Annotated in this window: 22 protein-coding genes and 1 pseudogene; 16 read left to right on the forward strand and 7 right to left on the reverse strand. The window is 65.7% G+C overall.

Annotated elements, in window-relative coordinates; all coding sequences use genetic code 11:
• The first annotated feature begins 6 nt into the window (after nt 1–6).
• The 5 genes from BM382_RS02690 (at nt 7) to glsB (ending at nt 6437) form a co-directional block, all read left to right on the forward strand.
• Entirely contained in the window at nt 7–1578 is a 1572-nt protein-coding gene (locus BM382_RS02690; protein ID WP_072441746.1) for an ABC transporter substrate-binding protein, read from the forward strand.
• Nucleotides 1571–2632, forward strand: coding sequence for an ABC transporter permease (locus BM382_RS02695; protein WP_015635723.1), 1062 nt, complete (start codon nt 1571–1573; stop codon nt 2630–2632). The genes BM382_RS02690 and BM382_RS02695 overlap by 8 nt, the downstream gene beginning before the upstream one ends.
• Nucleotides 2633–2655: 23 nt before the next feature.
• Complete coding sequence (locus tag BM382_RS02700) at nt 2656–3501, forward strand: ABC transporter permease (protein ID WP_072441748.1); 846 nt, start codon at nt 2656–2658, stop codon at nt 3499–3501.
• Nucleotides 3498–5288, forward strand: coding sequence for a dipeptide ABC transporter ATP-binding protein (locus BM382_RS02705; RefSeq protein ID WP_011061447.1), 1791 nt, complete (start codon nt 3498–3500; stop codon nt 5286–5288). The genes BM382_RS02700 and BM382_RS02705 overlap by 4 nt, the downstream gene beginning before the upstream one ends.
• Before the next feature lie 240 nt (nt 5289–5528).
• Nucleotides 5529–6437 carry a glutaminase B gene (gene glsB, locus BM382_RS02710; RefSeq protein ID WP_011061446.1) on the forward strand — a complete coding sequence of 303 codons (909 nt, stop codon included), beginning with the start codon at nt 5529–5531 and terminating at the stop codon, nt 6435–6437.
• On the opposite strand, the gene BM382_RS02715 is transcribed toward glsB, so the two are convergent.
• Both BM382_RS02715 and BM382_RS02720 read right to left on the reverse strand, forming a co-directional pair.
• Nucleotides 6438–6899, reverse strand: coding sequence for an LEA/WHy family protein (locus tag BM382_RS02715; protein WP_011061445.1), 462 nt, complete (start codon nt 6897–6899; stop codon nt 6438–6440). It abuts the gene before it with no gap.
• 167 nt (nt 6900–7066) lie between these two features.
• A complete protein-coding gene (locus tag BM382_RS02720; protein ID WP_011061444.1) occupies nt 7067–8506 on the reverse strand; it encodes a nucleobase:cation symporter-2 family protein in 1440 nt (479 codons plus the stop codon).
• Nucleotides 8507–8765: 259 nt separating this feature from the next.
• On the opposite strand from BM382_RS02720, the pseudogene BM382_RS02725 reads away from it, so the two are divergent.
• From BM382_RS02725 to chrA, 8 genes and pseudogenes are all read left to right on the forward strand, one after another.
• A pseudogene (locus BM382_RS02725) lies at nt 8766–9263 on the forward strand (RNA polymerase sigma factor); the annotation flags it as partial.
• A gap of 7 nt (nt 9264–9270) precedes the next feature.
• Nucleotides 9271–10230 (forward strand): FecR family protein, encoded by a 960-nt coding sequence (locus tag BM382_RS02730; RefSeq protein ID WP_072441750.1) that lies wholly within the window; start codon nt 9271–9273, stop codon nt 10228–10230.
• Nucleotides 10231–10352: 122 nt separating this feature from the next.
• Entirely contained in the window at nt 10353–12830 is a 2478-nt protein-coding gene (locus BM382_RS02735; RefSeq protein WP_011061441.1) for a TonB-dependent receptor, read from the forward strand.
• A 249-nt stretch (nt 12831–13079) separates the two neighbouring features.
• Nucleotides 13080–13796, forward strand: coding sequence for a helix-turn-helix transcriptional regulator (locus BM382_RS02740; RefSeq protein WP_015635716.1), 717 nt, complete (start codon nt 13080–13082; stop codon nt 13794–13796).
• A 52-nt stretch (nt 13797–13848) separates the two neighbouring features.
• Nucleotides 13849–14178, forward strand: coding sequence for a nuclear transport factor 2 family protein (locus BM382_RS02745; protein WP_011061439.1), 330 nt, complete (start codon nt 13849–13851; stop codon nt 14176–14178).
• Nucleotides 14179–14354: 176 nt separating this feature from the next.
• Nucleotides 14355–15482, forward strand: coding sequence for a cell division protein ZapE (gene zapE, locus BM382_RS02750; RefSeq protein ID WP_072441752.1), 1128 nt, complete (start codon nt 14355–14357; stop codon nt 15480–15482).
• Between the two features lie 158 nt (nt 15483–15640).
• Complete coding sequence (locus BM382_RS02755; protein ID WP_072441754.1) at nt 15641–16114, forward strand: GNAT family N-acetyltransferase; 474 nt, start codon at nt 15641–15643, stop codon at nt 16112–16114.
• Complete coding sequence (gene chrA / locus BM382_RS02760; protein WP_019093622.1) at nt 16114–17301, forward strand: chromate efflux transporter; 1188 nt, start codon at nt 16114–16116, stop codon at nt 17299–17301. Before BM382_RS02755 ends, chrA begins: the two co-directional genes overlap by 1 nt.
• Here the strand turns inward: chrA and BM382_RS02765 are convergent.
• From BM382_RS02765 to BM382_RS31820, 5 genes are all read right to left on the reverse strand, one after another.
• Nucleotides 17298–18722 (reverse strand): heavy metal sensor histidine kinase, encoded by a 1425-nt coding sequence (locus BM382_RS02765; protein ID WP_072441755.1) that lies wholly within the window; start codon nt 18720–18722, stop codon nt 17298–17300. The two genes, chrA and BM382_RS02765, sit on opposite strands and share 4 nt — an antisense overlap.
• Nucleotides 18719–19393: a heavy metal response regulator transcription factor gene (locus BM382_RS02770; RefSeq protein ID WP_011061434.1), complete on the reverse strand. Its 675-nt coding sequence runs from the start codon at nt 19391–19393 to the stop codon at nt 18719–18721. The genes BM382_RS02765 and BM382_RS02770 overlap by 4 nt, the downstream gene beginning before the upstream one ends.
• 318 nt (nt 19394–19711) lie before the next feature.
• Entirely contained in the window at nt 19712–19936 is a 225-nt protein-coding gene (locus BM382_RS02775) for a hypothetical protein (RefSeq protein ID WP_015635710.1), read from the reverse strand.
• 292 nt (nt 19937–20228) lie between these two features.
• Nucleotides 20229–21971, reverse strand: a complete 1743-nt coding sequence (locus BM382_RS02780; protein WP_011061432.1) for a phosphoethanolamine transferase CptA — start codon at nt 21969–21971, stop codon at nt 20229–20231.
• A gap of 244 nt (nt 21972–22215) precedes the next feature.
• Nucleotides 22216–22392: a DUF6026 family protein gene (locus BM382_RS31820; RefSeq protein WP_015635709.1), complete on the reverse strand. Its 177-nt coding sequence runs from the start codon at nt 22390–22392 to the stop codon at nt 22216–22218.
• A 408-nt stretch (nt 22393–22800) separates the two neighbouring features.
• On the opposite strand from BM382_RS31820, the gene gnd reads away from it, so the two are divergent.
• The 3 genes from gnd to BM382_RS02795 are packed head-to-tail and all read left to right on the forward strand — an operon-like array spanning nt 22801 to nt 26113.
• Nucleotides 22801–23781, forward strand: a complete 981-nt coding sequence (gene gnd / locus BM382_RS02785) for a phosphogluconate dehydrogenase (NAD(+)-dependent, decarboxylating) (RefSeq protein WP_011061431.1) — start codon at nt 22801–22803, stop codon at nt 23779–23781.
• Nucleotides 23778–25295 carry a glucose-6-phosphate dehydrogenase gene (zwf, locus tag BM382_RS02790; RefSeq protein WP_072441757.1) on the forward strand — a complete coding sequence of 506 codons (1518 nt, stop codon included), beginning with the start codon at nt 23778–23780 and terminating at the stop codon, nt 25293–25295. Before gnd ends, zwf begins: the two co-directional genes overlap by 4 nt.
• Entirely contained in the window at nt 25277–26113 is an 837-nt protein-coding gene (locus BM382_RS02795) for an HAD family hydrolase (protein ID WP_015635706.1), read from the forward strand. Before zwf ends, BM382_RS02795 begins: the two co-directional genes overlap by 19 nt.
• Nucleotides 26114–26179 lie beyond the last annotated feature (66 nt).

Here is a 26179-nt window from a genome sequence, read left to right on the forward strand (position 1 = left end):
CGAGCCATGAGCGAGGCATTTTCCCGCCGGGTATTCCTCGGCCATTCCCTGGCCACCGGTGGCGGCCTGTTGCTGGGCAGCAGCCTGCTCAGCGGCTGTGACAACGGTGCGGCGCCCGGTGCCGCGCCGCTGCTGCCCGGCACCCCGGTGCGCGGCGGGCGCCTGCGGGTGGGGATCATCGATGGCGACCAGTCCGGCAATCTCGACGCCCACAAACCGGTGGGCGGCGGGATCATTCGCGGCTGGGCGCTGTACAGCAAGTTCTGGGAATGGAACCCGGACGTCAGTACCCGGCTGGCCCTGGCGGAGTTCGCCGAGCCCAATGCCGACGCCAGCGTCTGGACCATCCGCATCAAGCCGGGGCTGGAGTTCCACCACGGCAAGAGCATCGGCGCCGACGATATGCTGTTTTCCATCCTGCGCCTGACCGACCCGCAACTGGCTTCGCCCTTTGCCGGGCTGGTGGGGGCCATCGATCGCCAGGCCCTGCGCAAGCTCGATCAGCGCACCATCGAAATCCGCTTCAAACAGGGCCAGAGCTTCTTTCCCCTGGACGAAACCCTGATCAGCTTCGGTGCCATAGTGCCCACCGACTACCACCCGCAGACCAACCCGGTGGGCGCCGGCCCCTACCGGCTCAAGCGCTTCATTCCCGGCCAGCGCTCGCTGTACAGCCGTTTCGAGAACTACTACAAGCCCGGCCAGCCCTACGCCGACGAACTGGAAATCATCGAGTTCAAGGACCAGGTGTCGCGGGCGGCGGCGCTGCGGGCCGGGCAGATCGACGTGGCCAGCGGCGTACAGGCCGAGCACAGCGCGCTGCTCAAGGCCGATCCGCGGCTGCGCTTCTACGCCTCGCCGAGTACTTCTTTCACCGGCTTCAACCTCAATCTGGCCAAGGCGCCGTTCCAGGATGTGCGGGTGCGCCAGGCGTTCCGCCTGCTGGCCGACCGCCAGGAGCTGGTGGACCGTGGGCTCAATGGTTTCGGCCGAGTCGCCAATGACCTGTATTCGCCCCACGACCCCACCTACAACCACGGCATTGCCCAGCGGCCCCATGACCTGGAACAGGCCCGTTCGCTGTTGCGTCAGGCCGGGCACAGCGACCTGCGGGTGGAGCTGACCACCACCCCGGGCCCGGGGGTGAGCGCGGCGCTGGTGTTCGCCCAGCAGGCGAAGAGGGCCGGGGTCGAGGTCAAGGTGACCCAGGTTGACGCTTCGGTGTTCAACGGCCCCCAGCGCGAACAGTGGCTGCTGTCGCCCGGGGCCACGCCGGCCCGGGGCTTTCTTGCCTCGGCGCTGCACAACGACGCCCCCCAGGCCATCTACAACCGCAGCAACTTTCACGACCCGCGATTCACCCAGCTGTACCAGCAGGCCCTGGCCCAGCCCGATCTGCAACTGCGCCGACAATGGGTGCACGAAGCCCAGGCCATCCAGCACCAGCGCGGCGGGCTGCTGATCTGGGGCTTCAACGATGTGCTGGACGCGGCCTCGGTGCGGGTTGGCGGGCTGGTGCCGGAACAGACGACCTTCGCCTCCTGGCGCTTTGACGAAATGTGGTTGAACCATGCCTGACACCTGCCGCAACACGCCCCGTACCCCGGCCTGGCTGTCCTGGTTCGTCGGCCGCCTGGGCTACGGCCTGCTCACGGCCTGGGTCATCAGCCTGGTGGTGTTCATCGCCACCCAGGCGCTGCCCTCGGACCCGGCGCGGGTGATCCTTGGCCCCGACGCGCCCCTGGAAAGCATCCTCACCCTGCAACGGCAACTGGGGCTGGACCGGCCACTGCTGGAGCAGTACCTGCACTGGCTGGGCCAGACCCTGGAAGGCGATCTGGGGCAGTCCCTGGATTCCAGCGCGCCTGTGGCCGACGTCCTCTTCGCGCGCCTGGGCTACACCCTGGCGTTGCTGGCCGGGGTCATCGCGTTGGTGGTGCCCGCGGCGCTGCTGCTGGGGGTGACCCTTGCCCTGCGTCGTGACAGCCGCCTGGACCGCTGGAGCCTGTCGTTGCTGATCTTCCTCAAGGCTACCCCGGGCTTTCTCCTGGCCATTGGCCTGGTGCTGCTGTTTTCCATGCCCCACATGGACCTGCTGCCGGCGGTGTCGATCCTCGACCCCCAGCTGGCACTGTGGCGCCAGCTGCAATTCCTGGTACTGCCGGTGCTGGCCTTGAGCCTATCGGCCTTGCCCTACCTGACGCGCATGGTGCGCGCGGCAATGATCGAGGCCCTGGAATCGGACTATGTGATCGCCGCGAGGCTGCGGGGCATCCCTGAGTGGCGCATCGTCTGGCGCCACACCCTGGCCAATGCCCTGGTGCCGGCGGTGCAGGGGCTGGCCCTGACCCTGCGCACCCTGATCGGCGGGGCCTTGCTGGCGGAAGTGGTGTTCAGCTATCCGGGGATCGGCACCGCCCTCAACTCGGCGATCCAGATGCGCGATCTGCCGATGATCCAGGCCATCGTGCTGGTGATCACCCTGGGGGTGGTGCTGATCAACCTGTTGGCAGACCTGGCCACGGTGCTGCTGACCCCCAAGTTGCGTACGGCGCGGCGGGCCGGCCTGATCCGCCGCAACCGACGAGGCCTCCAGCCCTGGTGGCGCCGCTCGGCGCCCAAGGCTCCCTGAACCTGCGGCATGAGAACCTATCCATGAACGACTTACGCATTTCCCGCTGGCGCCTGTGGCTGGGCGAACCGCAAACCCGCAAGGGCGCATTCATCACCTTGCTGGTGGTCCTGCTGGCGCTGCTCGGGCCCTGGCTGGCGCCCCATGGCAGCACCGACATGCTGGGCCCGGTGTACGGCGCGCCCGCTGCCGGCGCCTGGCTCGGCCATGACTTTCTTGGCCACGACGTGCTTTCGCGGTTGCTCAGCGGGGGCCTGTCGGTGTTGTGGATGTCCCTGGCGGCGGCCTCCATCGCCCTGCTGGTGGGCAGCGTCCTGGGGTTGCTGGCCGGCCTTTCGCGGCGCCGGCTGGACACGTTGATCAGTTGGCTGGCGGATGTTTCCCTGGCCTTTCCCGACCTGATCCTGGTGCTGCTGATCGTTTCGATGCTGGGGCGCGCGCCCTGGTTGATCGTGCTCACCGTGGCCATCGCCTTCACCCCCGGGGTGGTGCGCCTGGCCCGGGGCAGCGCGGTGGCGGTGGCGGGGCAGGAGTTCGTCGAGGCGGCGCAGATGATGGGCTATTCGCGCTGGCGGATCCTCTCTGGGGAAATCCTGCCGAACATCCTCACGCCGCTGCTGGTGCACTTCGGCAACATGCTGACCTGGGGCGTGGGCATGCTGTCGGGGCTGAGCTTCCTCGGCTATGGGGTGGCGCCGCCGGCCGCCGACTGGGGGCTGATGATCAACGAGAACCAGGCCGGGCTGCTGGTCCAGCCCTGGGCGGTGCTGGCCCCGGCGCTGCTGATCGGGGTGTTCGCCTACGGCACCAACATCCTCGCCGAGGGCATCGGCCGCAGTCAGGCGCGGATCGGGGAGAAAGGCCCATGAACGCCGTGGTGGAAGTGACCCGAGAGGCCCGGGTGCTGAAGGTTGAGGGATTGCGGGTGGAGCTGGCGGGTGGCGTGGAGGTGTTGTCCGGAGTCGGCTTCAGCCTGGCCGCGGGGGAAATTCTTGGCCTGGTGGGGGAGTCGGGCTCGGGCAAGACCACCCTGGCCACGGCCCTGCTGGCCCATGCCCGGCGGGGCGCGCGGATTGTCGAAGGGCGGGTCGAGGTGGCCGGGCAGTCGTTGCTGGACCTCTCGGCGCAGGACCTGCGCCGGGCCCGGGGCGGCCTGATCGGCTATGTGGCCCAGGACCCGGCCACCGCCCTGAACCCGGCGCTGCGCATTGCCGACCTGCTGGAGGAAACCCTGGCGGTGCATCCATCGCACCTGGACCGCCACGGGCGGCAGCAGCGGATACGCGACACCCTCAAGGATGTGGGCTTGCCGGCGGATCGCGAGTTCCTGCGGCGCTTTCCCCATCAGCTGTCCGGCGGCCAGCAGCAGCGAGTGATGCTGGCCCTGGCCTTTGTCCTGCGGCCCCGGCTGATCGTGCTCGATGAGCCCACCACGGCCCTGGATGTGACCACCCAGGCGCACATCCTCGGCACCTTGCGCCACCTGTGCAAAAGCCTGGGTGTGGCGGCGATCTATGTGTCCCACGACCTGGCCGTGATCAAGGACCTGGTGGACCGGGTGCTGGTGATGTACGCCGGGCGGATCGTCGAAAGCGCCTCCCGTGATGCGCTGTTTCGCCAGCCGGCCCACCCCTATACCCGGGGCCTGCTGGCGGCGATTCCCGATGTCGGCCAGCGCCGGCCCCTGCTGGCGATACCTGGGCAGGCCCCGGCGCCGGGGCAGCGGCCGGCGGGGTGTGCCTTCGCCCCCCGGTGCCCGCGCCGGGGTGCCCAATGCACAGCGGGCGAGCCGTTGCTGCAAGGGCTTGCAGCTGATGTCCAGGTGGCCTGTATCGACCCTTATCGGCAGGCGTTGCCCATGCCGGCGCCCGTGGTGGCGGTGCAAGCGGCTGTGTCCGGCAGCGAACGACGGCCGCTGCTGGAGGTCCAGGGCCTGAACCTGGCCTATGACCGCCAGGTGCTGTTCGACGTCAGCCTGCAAGTGGTGGCGGGGGAGTGCCTGGCGCTGGTGGGCGAGTCCGGCTCCGGCAAGACCAGCCTGGCCCGGGCCCTGGCCGGGCTTGGCGAGCACGCCGAAGGCCGGGTGCGGTATGCCGGCCAGCCTCTGAGCCTGTCGGCCCGGCAGCGGAGCAAAGGGCTGCGGCACCAGATCCAGTACATTTTCCAGAACCCCTATCGGGCGCTGAACCCGCGGCACACCCTGTACCAGACCCTGAGCGCACCCCTGGAGCACTTTTTCGGCATCCGGGGGGCCGAGGCCAGGGCGCGGGTCCATGCGGTGCTGCAACGGGTGTCGCTGTCGCCGGCCCTGGCGGACCACTATCCCCACAGCCTGTCCGGGGGCGAACGACAGCGGGTGGCGATTGCCCGGGCCCTGGTGTGCGAACCCAAACTGCTGATCTGCGATGAAGTCACCTCGGCCCTGGACGTCTCGGTACAGGCCTCGATCCTCGCGCTCCTGCGCCAGTTGCAAGACGAAGGCCTGACCCTGCTGTTCGTCACCCATGACCTGGGCGTGGTACGGGCCATTGCCGACCGGGTGCTGGTGCTCAAGCAGGGACGGGTGGTGGAGCAGGGCGCAGTGGACGCCGTGCTGGACCGACCCGAGCACATCTACACCCGGACCCTGCTGGAGAATTCGCCACGGCTTGGGTGACATCTTCAGAAACCCTTGCACCGCCTTCGCTGGCAAGCCAGCTCCTGCAAGGCCAGCGCTCACCCGCAGGAGCCGGCTTGCCGGCGAAGGGGCCCGAAAGGCAGGTGGCTAATCTGCCGACGCCTTCGCTGGCAAGCCAGCTCCTACAGGGGGGGCATTTGCCGGTGGACTGTGCTGCGCCGGCCCTGGCGTGCGTCTAGCTGCCATAGCCCCGCAGTCGTATCGGTAATGAGCCAGAACATGCAAGACCTGTTGAACCAGATTCTCGATGAAGTCCGCCCCCTGATCGGCCAAGGCCAGGTGGCCAATTACATTCCGGCCCTGGCGGATGTGCCGGCCAATCAGTTGGGCATTGCCGTGTATGGCAACGACGGCCAGGTGTTCAGCGCCGGTGACGCCGATACGCCGTTCTCGGTGCAGAGCATTTCCAAGGTCTTCAGCCTGGTGCAGGCCATCGGTCATTCCGGCGAGGCGATCTGGGAGCGCCTGGGCCACGAGCCCTCGGGGCAGCCGTTCAATTCCCTGGTGCAACTGGAGTTCGAGCGTGGCCGGCCGCGCAACCCCTTCATCAATGCCGGGGCCCTGGTGATCTGCGACATCAACCAGTCGCGCTTTGCCGCGCCGGCCTTGTCCATGCGCGACTTTGTCCGGCGCCTGTCGGGCAACCTGCAGGTGATGGTGGACGGTCGGGTGGCCGAGTCGGAGTACCAGCACCGCGCCCGCAACGCGGCCATGGCCTACCTGATGCAGTCCTTCGGCAACTTTCACAATGATGTGGAGGCGGTGCTGCGCAGTTACTTCAGCCACTGCGCCTTGCGCATGAGCTGCGTGGATCTGGCCCGGGCCTTCTGTTTCCTGGCCAACGACGGCTTCTGCAAGCACAGCGGGGAGCAGATTCTCACCCGGCGCCAGACCCAGCAGGTCAACTCGATCATGGCCACCAGCGGCCTGTACGACGAGGCCGGCAACTTCGCCTATCGGGTCGGCCTGCCGGGCAAGAGCGGGGTGGGCGGGGGAATTGTGGCGGTGGTGCCGGGGCAGTTCACGGTCTGCGTCTGGTCGCCGGAGCTCAACAGCGCCGGCAACTCGCTGGTGGGCATGGCGGCCCTGGAACTGCTCAGCCAGCGTATCGGCTGGTCGGTGTTCTAGTTACCAGGCGCCGGGGTTGCTCAGGCTGAGCTGCCCGCGATCGATGAAGCGCTGGGTGCCGAACAGCCCGCCGGCGAGCTTGCCGCGCAGCACGTAGGGCAGGTTGTCCAGGCTCTGGGTCTGGCTCAGGCCCAGGGTCTGGCGCAGCACCGAGAAGGCCGAGACGCTGACCGGGATCACCAGGATGTCTTCCGAGTAGCGGCCGATATGCCCCTGCTGGTCGCTGACCCCGGAGGCCAGGGGGCGGCCGTTGACTTCCAGGTCCAGGGCCACGCCGTTGTAGTCGATGGGGCTTTCGTTGGGGTTCTGCAGACGCAGTTTCACCGCGAAACGCATTTCCAGATCCTGGCTCGGCAGTGGCTCGATGCCCACCACATTGATCGCCAGTGGATCGCGATTGGGCAACAGCGCACAAGCGCTCAGGCTGAGCAGTACCAGGGTCAAGGCGATCAATCTACGCATGGAATACCTGTCGGCAATGGAAATGAATGGCTGGCCGGCACCTTGTAGCCGCTGCCGACCCGCGAGGCTGCGACAAGGCCCGCAGGGCCTTGCCTGGCAAACCCCCGGCCAGCCTTCCACGGCCGAGGGCCCATCACCAGCGCTCGCAGCATAGACGCCTGCGAGCCTCAGGAGTTCGCTTTGCCGCTCATGTCCGGGTCTTGCATGACCTTGAGGGTCGCCGCTTCCGGATCGAACTCGTCTTCTTCCAGCTCAAGGAATTCCTCCGGCAGGAAGATGTTCAGGAAGATCGCGCAGAAGGCGCCCACGGTAATCGGCGACTCGAAGATGTTGTGCAGCGCCTTGGGCAGCTCGCGCAGCACTTCCGGCACCGCCGCCACGCCCAGGCCCATGCCCAGGGAGATGGCCACGATCAGCACGTTGCGCCGGTGCAGCCCGGCCTCGGCGAGGATCTTGATCCCGGCCACGGCCACGGTACCGAACATGATCAGGGTGGCGCCGCCCAGTACCGGCTTGGGCATCAGTTGCAGCACCGCGCCGATCACCGGGAACAGGCCCAGCAGCACCAGCAGCCCGGCAATGAAGTAGGCCACGTAGCGGCTGGCCACGCCGGTCAGTTGGATGACCCCGTTGTTCTGGGCAAAGGTGACCATCGGCAGGCTGTTGAACACCGCTGCCACCGCCGAGTTGAAACCGTCCGCCAGCAGCCCGGACTTGATGCGCTTGATGTACAGCGGGCCCTTGACCGGCTGCTGGGAAATCATCGAGTTGGCCGTCAGGTCGCCGGCTGCTTCCAGGGGGGAAATCAGGAAGATCACCGCCAGGGGAATGAAGGCGATCAGGTCGAAGGAGAAGCCGTACTTGAACGGCACCGGCACGCTCACCAGGGGCACCTCGGGCATGGCCGCCATGTCCACCCGGCCGAGCATCCAGGCCACCACGAAACCCAGGGTCAGGCCGATGACGATGGAGCCCAGGCGCAGCATCGGGTGGTTGAAGCGGTTGAGCACCACGATGGTCAGCAGCACCAGCGCCGCCAGCCCCAGGTTGCTCGCCGCGCCCAGGTCACTGGCACCGTAGCCGCCGGCCATGTCGGTGACCGCCACCTTGATCAGCGACAGGCCCATCAGGGTGATGATGGTGCCGGTCACCACCGGGGTGATCAGCTTGCGCAACTTGCCGATGAACTGGCTGAGGAACATCTCGATAAAGGCTGCGACAAAGCAGATGCCGAAGATGGTGGAGAGGATTTCGTTGGTGTCGCCGCCCCGGCCCTTGACCATGAAGCCGGCACTGAGCAGCACGCTGATAAAGGAAAAGCTGGTGCCTTGCACGCACAGCAGGCCGGAACCGATGGGCCCCAGGCGCCGGGCCTGGACGAAGGTGCCCAGGCCGGAGACGAACAGCGCCATGCTGATCAGGTACGGCAGCTCGCTTTCCAGCCCCAGGACCCCGCCGAAGATCAGGGTCGGGCTGATGATGCCGACGAAACTGGCCAGCACATGCTGCAGGGCGGCGAAGATCGCCGCGCTGAAATGCGGACGGTCGTTGAGGCCGTAGATTAGGTCTGACTTGTAGCGGGGAGGGGAGCGGTCGGGTGCGGTCATGGGAAAAGGCCTGCCAGTGACGTGTGAAAACTACGGGGGCACACGTCGGAAAGTGGACGGGACTTGGGCCGCAACGCCATGTCATGGACAAGACGTGCGCACCCGGTCAGAAAAAAGGAGGCGCAGGATGCCAGAAAGGCGCCGCAGCCAGAAGGGCAAACAGGCGGAAAAAGCCAAGTTGGAAAGGATACGAAAGATACTGTTTCTCATTTGCCTTTATGGAATAATCCGCCTCCCCGATCTGCGGACCGCCCCCCCGATGCTGCCGACCCCCAGCCTGCTGCGCAGCTTTCAAGAGCATTACGACGACCTGCTGAAGTTTCTCACCCGGCGCATGAGCGATCGCCAACGGGCGGCGGACGTGGCCCAGGAGACCTACCTCAAGTTGCTCAAGGTCGATCCGCAGACGGTGGAGGTGCACAACGATCGCGGTTTCATTTTCCGTGTGGCCGGCAACCTGGCCATCGACACCCTGCGCCGCGAGCAGCGCCTGGCGGCCAACCTCAGCGACGGCCAGGAGCACACCGAAGCGGTGGACCCGGCCCCGGCACCGGAAGCCGTGCTGCTGGCCAAGGAGCGCCTGGCGGTGCTCGACGAGGCCCTGGCGCAACTCTCGGACAACGCCCGCCAGGCCTTGCTGCTCAATCGCCTGGAAGGCCTGACCCAGGCACAGATCGCATTGCGCCTGGGCGTTTCCGAAAGCATGGTGGCAAAATACATCGGCCAGGCCCTGCGCCATTGCCGCGACTGGCTGAAAGTCCACCATGAATGATTCCTTCTTGCCTGCCGCCGATGCCATGACCGACCACCCCGAAAGCCTCGAAGACGCCGCCATCGACTGGCTGGTGCTGCTGCACTCCGGCAACGCCACGCCGGCCCAGCGCATGGCCTTCCAGCAATGGCGCCAGCGCAGCCCGGCCCATGCCGCAGCGGCCGCCGAGGCCCAGCAACTGTGGGGTGACCTGGGGCAGACCGAGACCGCGCGGCAACACCAGGTGCCGCCCGTCATGGTGCGCCGGCCACGGCGCCTCTGGCCGGCGCTGGCCGCTTCGCTGCTGCTGGCGCTGGGGGCTGGCCTGGGCTGGCAGCAGTGGCCGACCTTGACCTCGGACTACCACACCGGGGTCGGCCAGCAACAGAGCATCACCTTGGCGGACGGCTCGCGGGTCACCCTCAACAGCGCCAGTGCGCTTTCGGTGGCCTACTCGGCGGATGAGCGCCGGGTGATCCTGCGCAGCGGCGAAGCGCTGTTCGAACCGCTGGCCGACCCGCAGCGGCCCTTCGTGGTCCAGGCCCAGGCCCAGCAACTGCAAAGCGCTGCCAGTGCCTTCAGCGTGCGCCGCGACGGCCACCAACTGACGGTGGTGGTGCGCGAAGGGCAGGTGCAGTTCAGCGGTGACCACGCACCAGTGCTGCTCCAGGCCGACCAGCGCCTGCAATACCAGCCCGGCCAGCCGCTGCTGGCCCAGCAGACCGTGGACGCCGCCAGCCTGACCGCCTGGCAGCGCGGCAAGCTGATCTTCAACGGCCGCCCGCTGGGTGAGGTGATAGGTGAACTGGAGCGCTACCAGCACGGGCGCATCCTGATTTCCGACGGTCAGTTGGCGGCCCTGGCCATCAGCGGTGTGTTCGACCTGCATGATCCGCAAGGCTCGCTCAAGGCCCTGCAGCAGCGCTACCCGCTGCACGTCACCTACCTGCCATGGCTGGCGGTCCTGCACTGAGTCGAATTTTTTTTGCCTGGGCACTGCAAGTTCCCCTGGGGGAAATCGTCGTAGTGAGACTGAGAAGACAATCATTCTCATTGACGTCATTTCAACCGGCTGGGAAGGAACACGTGAAAGCAATGTTCAAGCTGTCGACACTGGGGCGCGGTCACCACATCATGCGCCGCACATTACTGGCCCAGGCCCTGTTCGCCGGGGCCTTGAGCCCGGTCCTGGCCCAGGCCCAGGAGGCCGCCACGGTCAGCCAGGCCGGCAGCGCCCAGGAGCGCCGGGTCTCGTTGAACCTGCCGGCCCAGCCCCTGGACCAGGCGCTGACCCGCTTCGCCGATCAGGCCGACCTGCGCCTGCTGTACACCACCAGCGATGTCGAGGGCCTGCAATCCACCGCCCTCAACGGTGAGGTCACGGTGGCCCAGGCCCTGCAAAGCCTGCTGGCCGGCAGTGGCATGAGCTGGTCGTTCAGCGACGGGCACACGGTGATCCTGCGTCGGGCTGGCGTGCCGGCCGCCAGCCTCAACCTCAAGCCGACCCAGGTCACCGTGGCGTCACGCACCAGCGCCGCCATCAGCGAGATTCCCGGCACCGTGTGGGTGGTGGAGCAGAGCCAGCTGCGCGAGCAGTTGAGCACCGGGGTCAGCCTCAAGGAAGCCATCGGCAAGCTGGTACCGGGCCTCGACCTGGCCCCGGAAGGGCGCACCAACTACGGCCAGAACATGCGCGGGCGCAACGTGCTGGTGATGATCGACGGGGTCAGCCAGAACAGTTCCCGGGGCCTGTCCCGACAGTTCGACAGCATCTCGCCGTTCAACGTCGAGCGGGTCGAAGTGCTGTCCGGGGCCAGCGCCATCTACGGCGGCGGCGCCACCGGCGGCATCATCAATATCGTCACCAAGAAAGGCGAACCGGGCCCGGCGCGCTTCGAGACCCAGCTTGGGGCCAGCAGCGGCTTCAACAACAGTGACGACCTGACGACCCGCATCGCCCAGTCGGTGAGCGGCGGCAACGAAGCCATCAGCGGCCGGCTGGCGGTGGCGGGGGAGCAGAACCAGGCGTTCTATGACGGTGCCGGCAAGCAGATCTTCATCGACAACACCCAGACCGACCTGCAGTACAACCGTACCCTGGACCTGATGGGCAGCCTGGCTCTGCAGTTCAACGAAGAGCAGAGCCTGGACCTGCTGGCCCAGTACTACGACTCCGGCAACCATGGCAGCACCGGGATCTACTTCCCCAACCTCAAGTACAAGGCGCCGTCCAACCTGGAAGACGCCGAGCTGCGCGGCGGCTACTCCACCGACCTGGAACCGCGTACCAAGCGCCTGCTGCTCAACGCCAACTACCACCACAGCGACGTGCTGGGCCAGGATTTCTACCTGCAGGCCTCGTACCGCAAGGAAGACGACAACTTCTTCCCGTTCCCCTACTACAACAGCGGCAGCCCCGCAGGCTCCAAGGGTGTGTACTTCGCCGCATCCCAGCAGAATTTCGAAGTCACCAGCCTCAAGGCGCTGTTCGCCAAGGAGTTCGAGGCGTTCAAGCTGACCTACGGCGTGGACCTGGACCGCGAGCGTTTCAATGCCCAGCAGAGCACCTTCGACCAGGGCATCTCCTCGGGCAGCGGCGGCCTCGACCTGGTGACCCAGAGCAAGGCGCCGCGCTATCCCAGCTACCGGGTCGACGGCCTGTCCGGCTATGCCCAGCTGGACTGGCACGCCTCCGACAACCTGACGGTATCCGGCGGCTACCGGCGCCAGCAGATGGACGTGGACGTGGGCCAGTTCAAGAACGTACCCGGCGGCAGCAACGACTATGCGGTCAACCTCTACAACCTGGGCACCATCTACGACTTCAAGAACGGCCACCAGCTGTGGGTCAACTACGGCGAGGGCTTCGATCTGCCGGACCCGGCCAAGTTCTACGGCAAGCCGGGCCTGAGCGTGGACGACAACCCCCTGGCCGGGATCAAGAGCCGCCAGGTGGAGACCGGCTGGCGCTTCTCCGATAGCGACTGGGATGCCCAGGCGGCGCTGTACTACATCTGGTCGGACAAGGTGATCACCACCGACCAGGCCACCCTGACCATCGACGTCAAGGACCAGAAAAGCCGCGACTACGGTTTTGAAAGCGCCCTGACCCGGCACTTCCAGAACGGCTGGGAGCTGGGCGGCACCCTGCACGCGGTGCGTTCCGAAGAGGAGGGCAAGAACGGCGGCTGGCAAAAGCGTGATGCGCGGTATGCCTCGCTGTCCAAGCTCACCGCCTTCGTCGGCTGGAAGGACGACAGCAGCAGCGTGCGCCTGCAGGGCAACCACGCCTTCACCCTCAAGGACGACGCGGTCAAGCAGATCGACGCCACCCACAGCGTGGATGCGCCCAACACCATCGACGGCTACACCACCTTCGACCTGCTGGGCAGCCACGACACCGAGTTCGGCACCTTCAGCGGCGGCATCCAGAACCTGCTGGACAAGCAGTACAGCACCGTCTGGGGCCAGCGCGCCAAGCTGTTCTACTCGCCGACCTACGGCCCGGACTACCTCTACGACTACCAGGGCCGTGGCCGCACCTACACCCTGACCTGGACCATGGCCTACTGATGCCCCGGGGGCTCTTGCGGCCCCTGTAGCCGCTGCCGAGCCCCAGCGAGGCTGCACAAAGGCCCGCAGGGCCTTGCTTGGCACCCCCAGCCGAACCCCGCGACGCAGTGCCTTCGCCGCCTGCGCCAGCGGCTACAGGACCCCGGCAGAACCATGCCGGGCAATGTCCCGCCAAACCCCATCCTCCTGACAGAAACTGTCAGGAGGCTCTGGTAATCTGCGCCGGTGTTTTTTCCGGAGTGCACCTGCGTGTCGCGAGCCAGTCGTTTACTCACCCTGCTGCAGATGCTGCGGGGCAAAAGCCGTCCGGTGACCGCCGCGACCCTGGCCTCGGAGCTGGAGGTTTCCGAGCGCACCCTGTACCGCGATATCGCCGAGCTGACCGCCCTGGGCGCGCCGATCTACGGTGAGGCGGGGATAGGGTACGTGCTGCGCAGCGGGCTCTTCCTGCCGCCGTTGATGCTCAATGCCGATGAGACCGAGGCCGTGGTGCTGGGCCTGCGCTACGTCGATCAGCGCGGCGACGAGGAACTGAGCAAGGCCGCCGCCGATGCCATGGCCAAGATCGCTGCGGTGCTGGCCCCCGCGGCCCAGGACGCACTGCGCAATCCGACCCTGTTGCCCGGCCCGGCGGGCTACGGCTTCCCCGACAACCCGGTGTCGCTCAATGTGTTCCGCCAGGCGATCCGCCTTCAGGCCAAGCTGCTGATCGACTATGCCGACGTCAACCAGAATCCCAGCCAGCGCCGGGTCTGGCCCCTGGCCCTGGGCTTTCTCAACGAGGCCCGGGTGATCGTGGCCTGGTGTGAATTGCGCGAGGATTACCGCACCTTCCGCACCGACCGCATTGCCGCCGCCCAGGAACAGGGCGAGCGGTATCCGGGGCGGCGCAGCGACTGGCTGCGAGCCTGGCGCAAACGCATGCACAGCGATGAGCAGGGCCGTTTCACTGCTGACAGGAAATGACACGCGGGGGCTTTAGCATGGCCCGCTCATTCAACAGCAAGGAGCTTTTGTCATGTCGGCCACAGACCCTTCCCTGGCCCCGGCCATCGCCGCTTATGTCACGGCCATCAACAGCGGCGACAGCGCAGTGGTGGCGTCGATCTTCGCCGACCGCGCCCAGGTCTTCGATGAACGCGAGCACTGCGTGGGGCCCCAGCAGATCGCCCGCTGGATGGGCAAAGGCGCGTGCCGCCTGGAAATCCTCGGGGTCCAGCAGCGCACCGGCAAAGTGCTGCTCGACAGCCGGGTGTGCGGTGACTTCCCCGGCAGCCCCCAGGCCCTGCGCCACACCTTCCGCCTGGACGCCCAGGGGCGGATCGAACGCCTGGATATTTCCCGCTGATGTAGCCGCTGGCGCAGGCGGCGAAAAACCTGAGCATGCCCAAGGTTTTGCTGGAGACCGCCAGGCAAGGCCCTGCGGTCCTTTTCCCAGCTTCGCGGGCTCGGCAGCGGCTACAGGTCGGCCTGGAGCGGCTCATGCTGGCATACTGCGGCTCTTTGCCAGGAGGCCCGAGCCCCATGCCATTCGATTCCCCCATGAGCGCCTACCAATACGCCCTGGAGCAGCAGGGCTTTGTCGCCGACGCGGCGCAGGCGCGGGCGGTGCAGGCCTTGCAGCAATGCCATGAAGCCCTGCATCAAGGGCGCACGGCGGTGCCCGGGGTCTATCTGTGGGGGGCGGTTGGGCGGGGCAAGACCTGGCTGATGGACCAGTTCTACCAGAGCCTGCGGGTCCCGGCGCGGCGCCAGCACTTTCATCACTTCATGGGCTGGGTGCACCAGCGTTCGTTCCAGCTGACCGGTATTGCCGACCCCTTGCAGGCCCTGGCCCGGGAGCTGGCCGAAGAGGTGCGGGTGCTGTGTTTCGATGAGCTGTTCGTCAATGACATCGGTGACGCGATCATCCTCGGGCGCCTATTCCAGGTGATGTTCGACCAGGGCGTGGTGCTGGTCTGCACCTCCAACCAGCCCCCGGAGCAGCTGTATGCCGATGGCTTCAACCGCGAGCGCTTCGTTCCGGCGATCAGCGCCATCCGCCAGCACATGCAGGTGGTGGCGGTGGACGGCGAGCAGGATCACCGCCTGCACCCGGGCGCCGCCGAGCAACGCTACTGGCTTGGCGCCGAGGGGCAGCCGAGCGCCCTGGGGCCGGTTTTCGAGCGCTTGAGTGCCGGGCAGCCGGCGAGCAGCGAGCCGCTGTTGCTCGGCTATCGCCCGTTGCAGGTGGTCAAGGCGTGCGGGACGGTGGCCTGGTGCAGCTTCGTCGAACTGTGCGAACAGCCGTTTTCCGCCATGGACTTCATGGCCCTGTGCGACCGCTTCCAGGCCATTCTCCTGAGCGATGTGCCCAACCTCAGCGCTTGCCAGCGCCCCGCACGCATTGCCCGGGGCACCGAGGATGGTGCCGAGCGGGTGGTGGCCGGGGATCGTGAGTTGCCGCAGCTGTCGGTACATGACGACGCGGTGCGGCGTTTCATCGCCCTGGTGGACGAGTGCTACGACCGCAAGGTGCCGCTGTACCTGGAAGCCCGGGTGCCCATGGAACAGCTGTACACCGAGGGCTACCTGGAGTTCGCTTTCCGCCGCACCCTCAGCCGCCTGCAGGAAATGCAGTTGCAGCGTTTTGCCGGTGGGCCCGCGGCCTGAAGGGAAACCTTTCCGGCTGCCGTGGATCCCGGCCGCTGCTTAGGATTTTTTCTGTAGTGCGCGGGTTAAAAATCTTCGTTTGGTCAAATCCCCCAGCCTACAATCGAGGCTGCCTGAGCCCTGAGCGCTCACTTTCAATACGTTGATCGAGGATGAACATGGACGTTGCCGATGTCGTGGTGTTGCAAGCCAGTTACAGCAACCCGGTGCATGCCGAAGCCATAGGCGTGTTGCTCAACCACTATGCCGAGGACCCCCTGGACGCAGACCGGCTCCAGCAGTTGCCGGCGGAGCTGGCCAAGCGGCCCCAGGCGTTCAGCGTGCTGGCCTTTGCCGGCGGGCAGCCGGTGGGCCTGGTGAACTGCTTCGAAGGCTTCTCCACCTTTGCCTGCCGGCCCCTGGTGAATATCCATGACGTGGTGGTGCTGGACAGCTACCGCGGCCAGGGCCTGAGCAAGCGCCTGCTGCAGAAGGTCGAGGACATCGCCCGGCAACGGGGCTGCTGCAAGGTCACCCTGGAAGTGCTGGAGGGCAATGCCCAGGCCCAGGCCGCCTATCGCGCCTGCGGTTTCGCCAATGCCATGCTCGACCCGGCTCACGGGCGCATGCTGTTCTGGAGCAAAGCCTTGTAATGCACGCCCCCAGCCCCTGCGCGCCGGTCCCGGTAGAAACACCCTGGCGGATCTTCCTGGTGTTTCTGCGCCTGGGCCTGAGTTCGTTTGGCGGGCCGCTGGCGCACCTGGGCTACTTTCGCCAGGAATTCGTCCAGCGCCGGCGCTGGCTGGGGGAGGCGGCCTATGCCGAGCTGGTCGCGCTGTGCCAGTTTCTTCCCGGACCTGCCAGCAGTCAGGTCGGCATCGCCCTGGGATTGTCTCGCCGTGGCCTGCCCGGGGCCCTGTGTGCCTGGGCCGGCTTTACCTTGCCTTCGGCCCTGGCCCTGGCACTGCTGGCCCTGGGGGTGGGGGGCGGGGTCCCGGCCGGGGCGCTCAAGGGCTTGCAACTGGTGGCGGTGGCGGTGGTGGCCCAGGCCTTGTGGGGCATGGCCCGCAGCCTGTGCCGGGGCGCCTTGCAGATCGTCATTGCAGTGCTGGCCGCGGCGCTGGTGCTGCGCTGGCCGGGCCTGGGCGGGCAGTTGCTGGTGATGCTGCTGGCGGCGCTGCTGGGCCGCTGGCTGATCAGGCCGGTGTTCCAGGTGCAGGTCCAGAGCCCTCCCTCTGGGTCGAGTCGCCGCCTGGGGGCGTGTTGCCTGGGGCTGGCGCTATTGCTGCTGGTGCTGTTGCCGGGGCTGGTGCTGCTCTGGCCGGGGCGCCTGCTGAGCCTGTTCGATGGTTTCTACCGGGTCGGCGCTCTGGTATTCGGCGGCGGCCATGTGGTGCTGCCGCTGTTGCAGGCGCAGGTGGTGGAGCCCGGCTGGGTCAGCAGCCCGCTGTTCCTGGCCGGGTACGCCAGCGCCCAGGCGATGCCCGGCCCGCTGTTCAGCGTCGCGGCCTTTCTCGGCGCGGCCATCGATGGCTGGAGTGGGGCGGTGGTGTGCCTGCTGGCGATCTTTCTGCCAGGGCTGTTGCTGGTGATCGGCGTGGTGCCCTTCTGGCAGCGGCTGCGCCACCGCCAGGGCATCCAGGCGGCCCTGGCCGGGGTCAATGCCGCGGTGGTGGGCCTGCTGGCGGCAGCGTTGTACCAACCCCTGTGGACCAGCAGCGTGACCGGCGCACCGGAACTGGTGGCGGTGTTGCTGGCGCTGCTGCTGTTGCGCAGCGGCCGGGTGCCGCCCTGGGCCCTGGTGCTGCTGGGGGCCGGTGCCGGTGCCTGGCTGCTCTAGAGGTCGTGCTGCGCCGGGTCGAGCCGGGGGAATACCAGGCGGAACTCGGTCAGGAGTTCCGGGATGCTGTTGACCTCGGTGCGCCCCTGGTGCAGGTTCATGATCGAACGGACGATGGCCAGGCCCAGTCCGGTGCCGCCTTCGGCCCGGGTGCGGCTGCTGTCGACCCGATAGAAGCGCTCGAACAGATGGGGCAGGTGGCTGGCAGCGATGCCCGGGCCGGGGTTGCCTACGCTCAGGCTCACGGCCTCCATGGTCTGCTCCACCCGCAGGCTGATCTGCCCCCGCGGCGGGCTGTGGCGAATGGCGTTGGACAGCAGGTTGGAAATGGCCCGCTGGATCATCAGCCGGTCCCCCAGCACCCAGGCATCGCCACTGGGCTGCAGTTGCAGCTGCTTCTCTTCGGCGCTCAGGGCGAACAGGTCGATGACCCGGCGCGCTTCTTCCCCCAGCGAGACTCGGGCGAACCGGGCCTGGGACGCCGGCTGGCTGACCTGGGCCAGGAACAGCATGTCGGCGACGATCCGCGTGACCCGCTCCAGCTCTTCGATACTGGCCTCCAGCACCGCCTTGTACTCCTCTGGCGGGCGTTCCCGGGACAGGGTCACCTGGGCCTTGCCCATCAGGTTGCTGATGGGCGAGCGCAACTCGTGGGCCAGGTCGTCGGAGAACTGCGACAGGCGCTGCACGCCGCCGTCCAGGCGTTGCAGCATGACATTGATGCCCTGGCCCAGCTCCGCCAGCTCCCGGGGCAGGCCCTGCAGCTTCAGGCGGTGGGTCAGGTCCTGGGTGGTCACCCGCGCCGCGACCCGGCTGAACTGCTGCAGCGGCAGCAGGCCCCGTTGCACCAGCCACCAGGCGCCGAAACCGATCAGCAGCAGCAACAGGGGCAGGGCGATCACCGTGGAGCGCAGGTAGGCGCTGAGCAGCGCCTGATCGTTGCTGCGGTCCAGGGTCAGTACCACCTGGACCTGCTCGCCGTTGCGCAGGCTCATCTGCCGCAGGGCGCTGAGCAAGGGGTTGCCGCGGCTGTCGCGCCAGTCGACATAGCCATCGCCACCGATATTGCCCAGGGGCTCGGGCAGGGACTCCTGGGCCATGCCGCCGACAATCAGCAGGGGTTCGGCCAGCGGATCGCTGCCGAGGATGCTCAATTGCAGGTTGTCGTGGCCCATCACCAGGTCCAGCAGGGAATGGGGGCGGGCCGCCAGGTCACTGCTCTTGAGGTCGCTGGTGAGGCTGTGCCGGATCTGCTCCAGCTTGCTGTCCAGGCCCTTGCGCGCCAGGTTGTCCAGCTCATGGTTCAACGCCAGGTAGGCCAGGGTTGCCAGCAGCACCACCAGTGCCGCGCCCATTAGGGCGACGGTCAGCCCCAGGCGCATGGACAGGCTGCTGGCCGCGGCGGCGGGGCGCGCTGTCATGGGCGTGCTTCCAGGACATAACCGACACCGCGCAGGGTATGGATCAGCTTGACGTCACTGGCGTCGTCGATCTTGCCCCGCAAGCGGCTGATGGAGACTTCCACCACATTGGTGTCGCAGTCGAAGTTCATGTCCCAGACCAGGGAAATGATCTGGGTGCGGGTCAGTACTTCTCCGCTGTGGCGCATCAATACATGCAGCAGGGTGAACTCCTTGGTCGTCAGGTCGATACGCCGACTGCCGCGATAAGCCCGATGACGGCGCGGGTCAAGTTGCAGGTCGGCAACTTGCAGAACTTCCGGTTGGACAATGACTTCACTACGACGCATCAGGGTACGAACCCGGGCCAGCAACTCGGGAAATTGAAACGGTTTGACCAGATAATCATCGGCGCCCATATCCAGGCCCTTGACCTTGTCTTCCAGGCGCCCGCGGGCAGTCAACATCATGACCCGTGCGGGATAGTTTCCCTGCAGTTGTTCAAGAACTTGCCAACCATCTTTGCCGGGCAGGTTGATATCCAGGATTACCAATTCATAGGGCTGTTGTTGAATCAGGTGCAGGCCGTCCACGCCATTGTTCGCCCGGTCCACCACATAGCCACTTTCACTCAGGCCCTGATGCAGGTAGTCGGCCGTCTTGGGTTCGTCCTCAATCACCAGAATGCGCATTGCAATATCCTCTTCAAAGCTGTCGGGGCTGTCGAGCGAGCGCAGGTTAAAGTCTGTAGTAGCTATAGGGTCAATAAAATAACCCAGCTAATTCAACTGATTAACCAGGCTGTCCGATCAGTGGCGAGTGGCATGGTGCGGCGATACTAATTGAGCCGGGGCACTGCGGGCGGCAGATGACCGGGTTGTCATCTGCCTGTCATGCGGGTGCAAGAGAAGGAGGGCAGCCCCTATGAAAAAGGCGCCCGCAAGGGCGCCAAACATCCACTTCTGGCAAAGGAGCAGATTGCCGAGAAGGGGTATCGCTGGAACTGGGGGTCAGGCACCAGGCTGTTGTTGCTTGGCATCCGAGGCGGAATAGTTGGGCTCGGATTTCTGCTTTTCGGCTTTTGCGGTGTTTTCGGTCTTGTCGCCATGAAGTTGCTGCTGGCTAACGCGGAAGTTGTCATAGAAGCGCTGCATATTTTCCGAGCCACCTTCGGCAAAGGCCGCGCTGGAACCTACCAGAATCAGGCCGCTTAATACCAAAGTTGAAAGTTTCATGCTGTTTTTCCTGCTTAAGAATGTTCGGTACTTGTTACGTCCCTGCACAAGAAGTGATGGGCGAAAGTTTCACCGAAGTGTATTAAGCGAGGGTTAACGTCAGCCTGAAGTGCTGATTACAATTTCGACATCATGTGTCTTTGCCGGCGCTTGGCTGCGCTGGCCGGCAAGGGCACCGCCTTGAAGGCGCCGCCTGCGGACGCGGCCTGGTGCAAAAAAAAGCCCCGGGAACCGGCCAGGGTTCTCGGGGCTGTTTGCCGGCAAGCCGGATCCTGCGGGCGTGACAGGGGGCTTACTTCTGTACCACCGTGGCTTCGACCGGAGCCTTGGGTTTCATCAGGCTGAAGTCGATCAAGGGCTTGCTCTGGCGCGAGTAGGGGTCGCCGATCAGCAGCGGGCGTGGCTTGAAGCTGTCGCTCACCAGGCTGCGGCTGTGGTCCAGCTCATCGAAACTCAGGCCCGCCAGGTCCGCCCAGGTGTGAATCAGCTGGGAACTCATGTAGGGGCGGCTGAGGTCCGAGGCAAAGCTCCAGTCATGGGTTTCCCGCCATTTCGGCGAGGCCCAGGCCATGAACGGAATGGTGTACATCGGCGCCGTCGGCCGGGCTTCGTTGCGGCCCAGGGTGTCATGGCCGGCGGAGTCGAAGACGTCCTCGCCGTGGTCCGAGAGGTACAGCAGGAAACCGTTGGGGTCGGTCTTGGCGTAGTTCTTGATCAGGTTCGAGACCACGAAGTCGTTGTACAGCACGGCGTTGTCGTAGCTGTTGTAGGTGGGCAACTGGTCGTCGCGCACGCCGGCCGGTACGCCCTGGCGATCATTGAACTTGTCGAAGCTGGGCGGATAGCGGTACTGGTAGCTCATGTGGGTGCCCAGCAGGTGGACCACGATGAACTTGCGCGGTGCGCTGTCGGCCAGGGCCTTGGAGAACGGTTCGAGCACGTCGCCGTCGTACTGGCGGGCGTTCTGGTTGCGGTTGTTGTTCAGGTAGACCTGCTCGTCCGCCTGTTCGGAGAAGGTGGTGAGCATGGTGTTGCGCTTGGTCATGGTCTGCTGGTTGGTGATCCAGTAGGTTTTGTAGCCGGCCTGCTTCATCACGCTGACCAGGGACGGGCTCTTGAGGTACAGGTCGGGGTTTTCTTCGTCGGCGAAGGTCAGTACCTGCTGCAGCGCCTCGATGGTGTAGGGGCGCGGGGTGATGACGTTGTTGAAGATCGCCAGCTGATCCTTGAGCTTGTCCAGCTCCGGGGTGGTCTGGCGCGGGTAGCCGTACAGGCTCATGCGCTGGCGGTTGGTGGATTCGCCGATGACCAGTACCAGGGTCGCCGGCTGGTTGGCCATGCTGTCCTTGAGGTTGGTCAGGGGGGCGATCTTGCTGGCGCTGGCGAGCATGCCCTGCATGCCGTCCAGTTGCTCGCGGTAGCGGCGATAGGCAATCACCATCTGCCAGGGCACGGCGGGCTCGATGCGGGTTTCGAATTTCTCCAGGCCGGCGGCCAGGGTATCGGCGCGGGAGATCTGCTTGACCAGCGGGTAGCCGACGATGGCCACCAGGATTGCGGTCGCCGCCACCAGGGCCTGGCCCCGAGGCAGGTAGACCGGGCGCAGGCGGGTCCAGAGGAAGAAGGCGAATGCGCTGTGGGCGAGGAACGCCAGGAGCATCCACCAGGCAAAGTACTGGGTCAGGTATTCACCGGCTTCCGAGGGGTTGGACTCGAACATGATGAAGATGACGCTTTGCGAGAACTCCTGCTGGTAGACGAAGAAGTAGCCCAGGCTGGCCATGGAACAGGCCCAGAGCACCACGCCGATCACGGCGGCCATGACTTTGGTGCGCGCCGGGAACAGCAGCATCGGTGCCAGCCAGATGGCGCTCATGAAGAACGCCTGGCGGAAACCGGTGAAGCCGGAGGTGTCGGTCAGCTGGATCAGCAGTTGGGTGATGCCGGAGAAATACCAGAAGAACAGGAACAGCCAGAGCAGCCCCATCCAGTCAAAACCTTTCGCAGATGCACTACTGCGTTTGAACAATGCCATTGAGCGCTCCCCAGGGATCCAGATTCATTGCGCGCCAAGGGCGTCGCGAATGAGCGCCGTCTTGTAACAAGACGGCCACAATGGCCGGGAGTATCGACAGGCAAGTGTGAAAACTTTGTCAGCTGAACGTCGCTATTTTGTGGTCTGCAACGGGGGGCTATGGCGGTATGGCGAGGGAAGGCGGCTTGGCCCGGGACCTGCAGCGGGGCTGAACGCAGGTCGGGCCTGCGTTCAGGGGCGAGGCTCAGCTCGCGGAGGAGAGGTGTAGCGGCGCCGGTTGACCCTGGCTTTGCAACTGCAGGCGCAATTGTGCGAGCTCCCGTTGCAGTTGATCGCGTTCGTCTTTGAGTTGACGCAATTCGTCACGACGAATGGTGACGTACAGGGTTTGTGCTGGTCGTGCCGGTAGTACTGTGCCCATTGCTTCACCTCGCAAATGGCGTGTCTCAACTATGCTTCGCTGGCCGCATCCCTTGCGCAAAGCACTATCGGCGGCAATTTTATTTCTTTTTCGGGCAAAGGGAACTTTTTTATTTTTCGCGGTCGCTGTGTCTTCGCGCAGACTTGCAGCGTTATCCACCCAGGGCCAGGGAAACTTCAGGGGCTGGCACGGGACTAATCTTCATTGCTCTGCTGCCCGTCAGGGGAATTGGCTGGGGCCGGTCGATGGGTAATTCGCGCCGTCGGGGGTAAAAACTCGGAATCTGTCTGAAGATTGCGCTGTCTTGGGGCTTCTTGCCTTGTATAGTTGCGCCCCTCGGGATTTTGCCCCGGCCCACTGGGCTATAACTTTTTTTGATCAGAATTTTTGCAGTAGGAGCATCAGCACATGCAACTGGGGATTATTGGACTGGGCCGCATGGGCGGCAACATTGCACGGCGCCTGATGCTCAATGGGCACGAGACCGTAGTCTTTGACCGCAACACCGACTTCGTCAGCACCCTGGCCGCTGAAGGCGCCAAGGGCGTCGCCGACCTGCCGGCCCTGGTGGCGGGCCTGGAAAAGCCCCGGGCGGTCTGGGTCATGCTGCCCGCGGGCGCACCCACCGAAGACACCATCGACACCCTCAGCCAGTTGCTGGAGCCGGGCGATGTGATCATCGACGGTGGCAACACCTACTATAAAGACGACATCCGCCGCGCCCGCGACCTGGCGCAAAAGGGCCTGAAGTACATCGACGTCGGCACCTCCGGCGGCGTCTGGGGCCTGGAGCGTGGCTACTGCATGATGATCGGCGGCGACGCCGCCGAAGTGCTGCGCCTGGACCCGCTGTTCGCCGCCCTGGCGCCCGGCATGGGCACCATCCCGCGGACCAAGGACCGGGTCGCCGATGACGACCGTGCCGAACGCGGCTACATCCACGCCGGCCCGGCCGGCTCCGGGCACTTCGTCAAGATGATCCATAACGGCATCGAGTACGGCATGATGCAGGCCTTCGCCGAGGGCTTCGACATCCTCAAGACCAAGGCCTCGGAAAGCCTTCCGGAAGACCAGCGCTTCGACCTCAATGTCGCCGATATCGCCGAAGTCTGGCGCCGTGGCAGCGTGGTGTCCTCATGGCTGCTGGACCTGACCGCCGATGCCCTGGCGGGCGATCCGAAGCTCGACGGCTTCTCCGGCTCGGTGGCCGACAGTGGCGAAGGGCGCTGGACCATCGAAGCGGCCATGGAGCAATCGGTGCCGGTGCCGGTACTGTCCAACTCGCTGTTCTCCCGCTACCGCTCCCGCGGCCAGGGCACCTACGGTGACAAGCTGCTGTCGGCCATGCGTTTCGGCTTTGGCGGCCATGTGGAGACCGGGAAAAAATGACCACCACGCGAAAGAAGTCCAAGGCGTTGCCGGCGCCGCCGACCACGCTGTTCCTGTTCGGCGCCCGCGGTGATCTGGTCAAGCGCCTGCTGATGCCGGCGCTGTACAACCTCAGCCGCGACGGTTTGCTGGATGAGGGGCTGCGGATTGTCGGCGTTGACCACAACGCGGTGAGCGACGCCGAGTTCGCCACGCTGCTGGAAGACTTCCTTCGCGATGAAGTGCTCAACAAGCAAGGCCAGGGGGCGGCGGTGGATGCCGCCGTCTGGGCCCGCCTGACCCGGGGCATCAGCTATGTCCAGGGCGATTTTCTCGACGACTCCACCTATGCCGAACTGGCGGCGCGGATTGCCGCCAGCGGCACCGGCAACGCGGTGTTCTACCTGGCCACCGCACCGCGCTTCTTCAGTGAAGTGGTGCGCCGCCTGGGCAGCGCCGGGTTGCTGGAGGAGGGGCCGCAGGCTTTTCGCCGGGTGGTGATTGAAAAGCCCTTCGGCTCCGACCTGCAGACCGCCGAAGCCCTCAACGGCTGCCTGCTCAAGGTCATGAGCGAGAAGCAGATCTATCGCATCGACCATTACCTGGGCAAGGAAACGGTCCAGAACATCCTGGTCAGCCGTTTTTCCAACAGCCTGTTCGAGGCATTCTGGAACAACCATTACATCGACCACGTGCAGATCACCGCGGCGGAAACCGTCGGCGTGGAAACCCGTGGCAGCTTTTATGAACACACCGGTGCCCTGCGGGACATGGTGCCCAACCACCTGTTCCAGTTGCTGGCGATGGTGGCCATGGAGCCGCCCGCTGCCTTTGGCGCCGATGCGGTACGTGGCGAAAAGGCCAAGGTGGTGGGGGCTATCCGCCCCTGGTCCGTGGAAGAGGCCCGGGCCAACTCGGTGCGCGGCCAGTACAGCGCCGGTGAAGTGGCCGGCAAGGCCCTGGCGGGCTACCGCGAGGAAGCCAACGTGGCGCCGGACAGCAGCACCGAAACCTACGTTGCGCTGAAGGTGATGATCGACAACTGGCGCTGGGTCGGGGTGCCGTTCTACCTGCGCACCGGCAAGCGCATGAGTGTGCGCGACACCGAGATCGTCATCTGCTTCAAGCCGGCGCCCTATGCACAGTTCCGCGATACCGAGGTCGAGCGCCTGTTGCCGACCTACCTGCGGATCCAGATCCAGCCCAACGAAGGCATGTGGTTCGACCTGCTGGCGAAAAAGCCCGGGCCGAGCCTGGACATGGCCAACATCGAACTGGGTTTTGCCTACCGCGACTTTTTCGAGATGCAGCCCTCCACCGGCTACGAAACCCTGATCTACGACTGCCTGATCGGCGACCAGACCCTGTTCCAGCGCGCCGACAACATCGAGAACGGCTGGCGCGCGGTGCAACCCTTCCTCGATGCCTGGCAACAGGACGCCAGCTTGCAGAACTACCCGGCGGGCGTGGATGGCCCGGCAGCCGGGGATGAACTGCTGGCCCGGGATGGCCGCGTATGGCGACCCCTGGGGTGAGTGGCGTGCAGGCGCGGCCTGTCGAGTTCCTCCTCAGTGACATGGACGGCACCCTGTTGCGCCCCGACCATAGCCTCAGCCCCCGCACCCTGGACGCGGTCCGTGCGCTGCGCGAGGCCGGGGTAGCCTTCAGCCTGGCCACCGGACGGCCGCCGCGGGCCATGCTGCAGCAGATCGAGGCCCTGGGCGTCGACCTGCCCACTGCCGGCTTCAACGGCGGCAGTATCGTCAAGCCCGATGGCAGTTTCCTGGCTCGCCACCATGTTCCGGTGGAAGCGGCGGTCACCGCCTTGCTGCTGTTCGAACCCTGCCCACAGGTCGAGACCTGGGTGTTTGCCGACAACGAATGGCTGCTGCGCAACCTGGACGGTGCCCTGATGCCCCTGGAGCGCCAGGCGCTGGGTTACGCCCCCAAGGTGGTGGACAGCTTCGAGGAATACCTGCCGCGCATCGACAAGATCGTCGCCGCCAGCAGCGATCACCGCTTGCTGGTGCAGTTGGAGGCCCGCTTGCAGGCCGCCACTGCAGGGCAGGCCCAGGCGTCCCGTTCCCAACCCAGGTTCCTCGATCTCACTGCCTTGCAGGCGGACAAGGGGCAGGCCCTGGTGACCCTGGCCGAATACCTGGGGGTGCCGCTGGAGCGCACCGCGGCCCTGGGCGATGGCGGCAACGACCCGGCGATGTTCCAGCGTGCCGGCTTGTCGATTGCCATGGGCCAGGCGGAAGAACAGGTCAAGCGCCAGGCTGATGTGATCACCGGCAGCAACCTGGAAGACGGCGCCGCCGAAGCCATCGAGCGCTATATCCTCATGCGTTGAGGGCCGTGGCCCGGCATCGCGCCGGGCCACGGCCCCCAGTCCTGCACCCATTGCGCCCCATCTGCA

It is taken from the genome of Pseudomonas sp. NFPP25 (assembly GCF_900116505.1).
In the GTDB taxonomy this organism is placed as follows: domain Bacteria; phylum Pseudomonadota; class Gammaproteobacteria; order Pseudomonadales; family Pseudomonadaceae; genus Aquipseudomonas; species Aquipseudomonas protegens.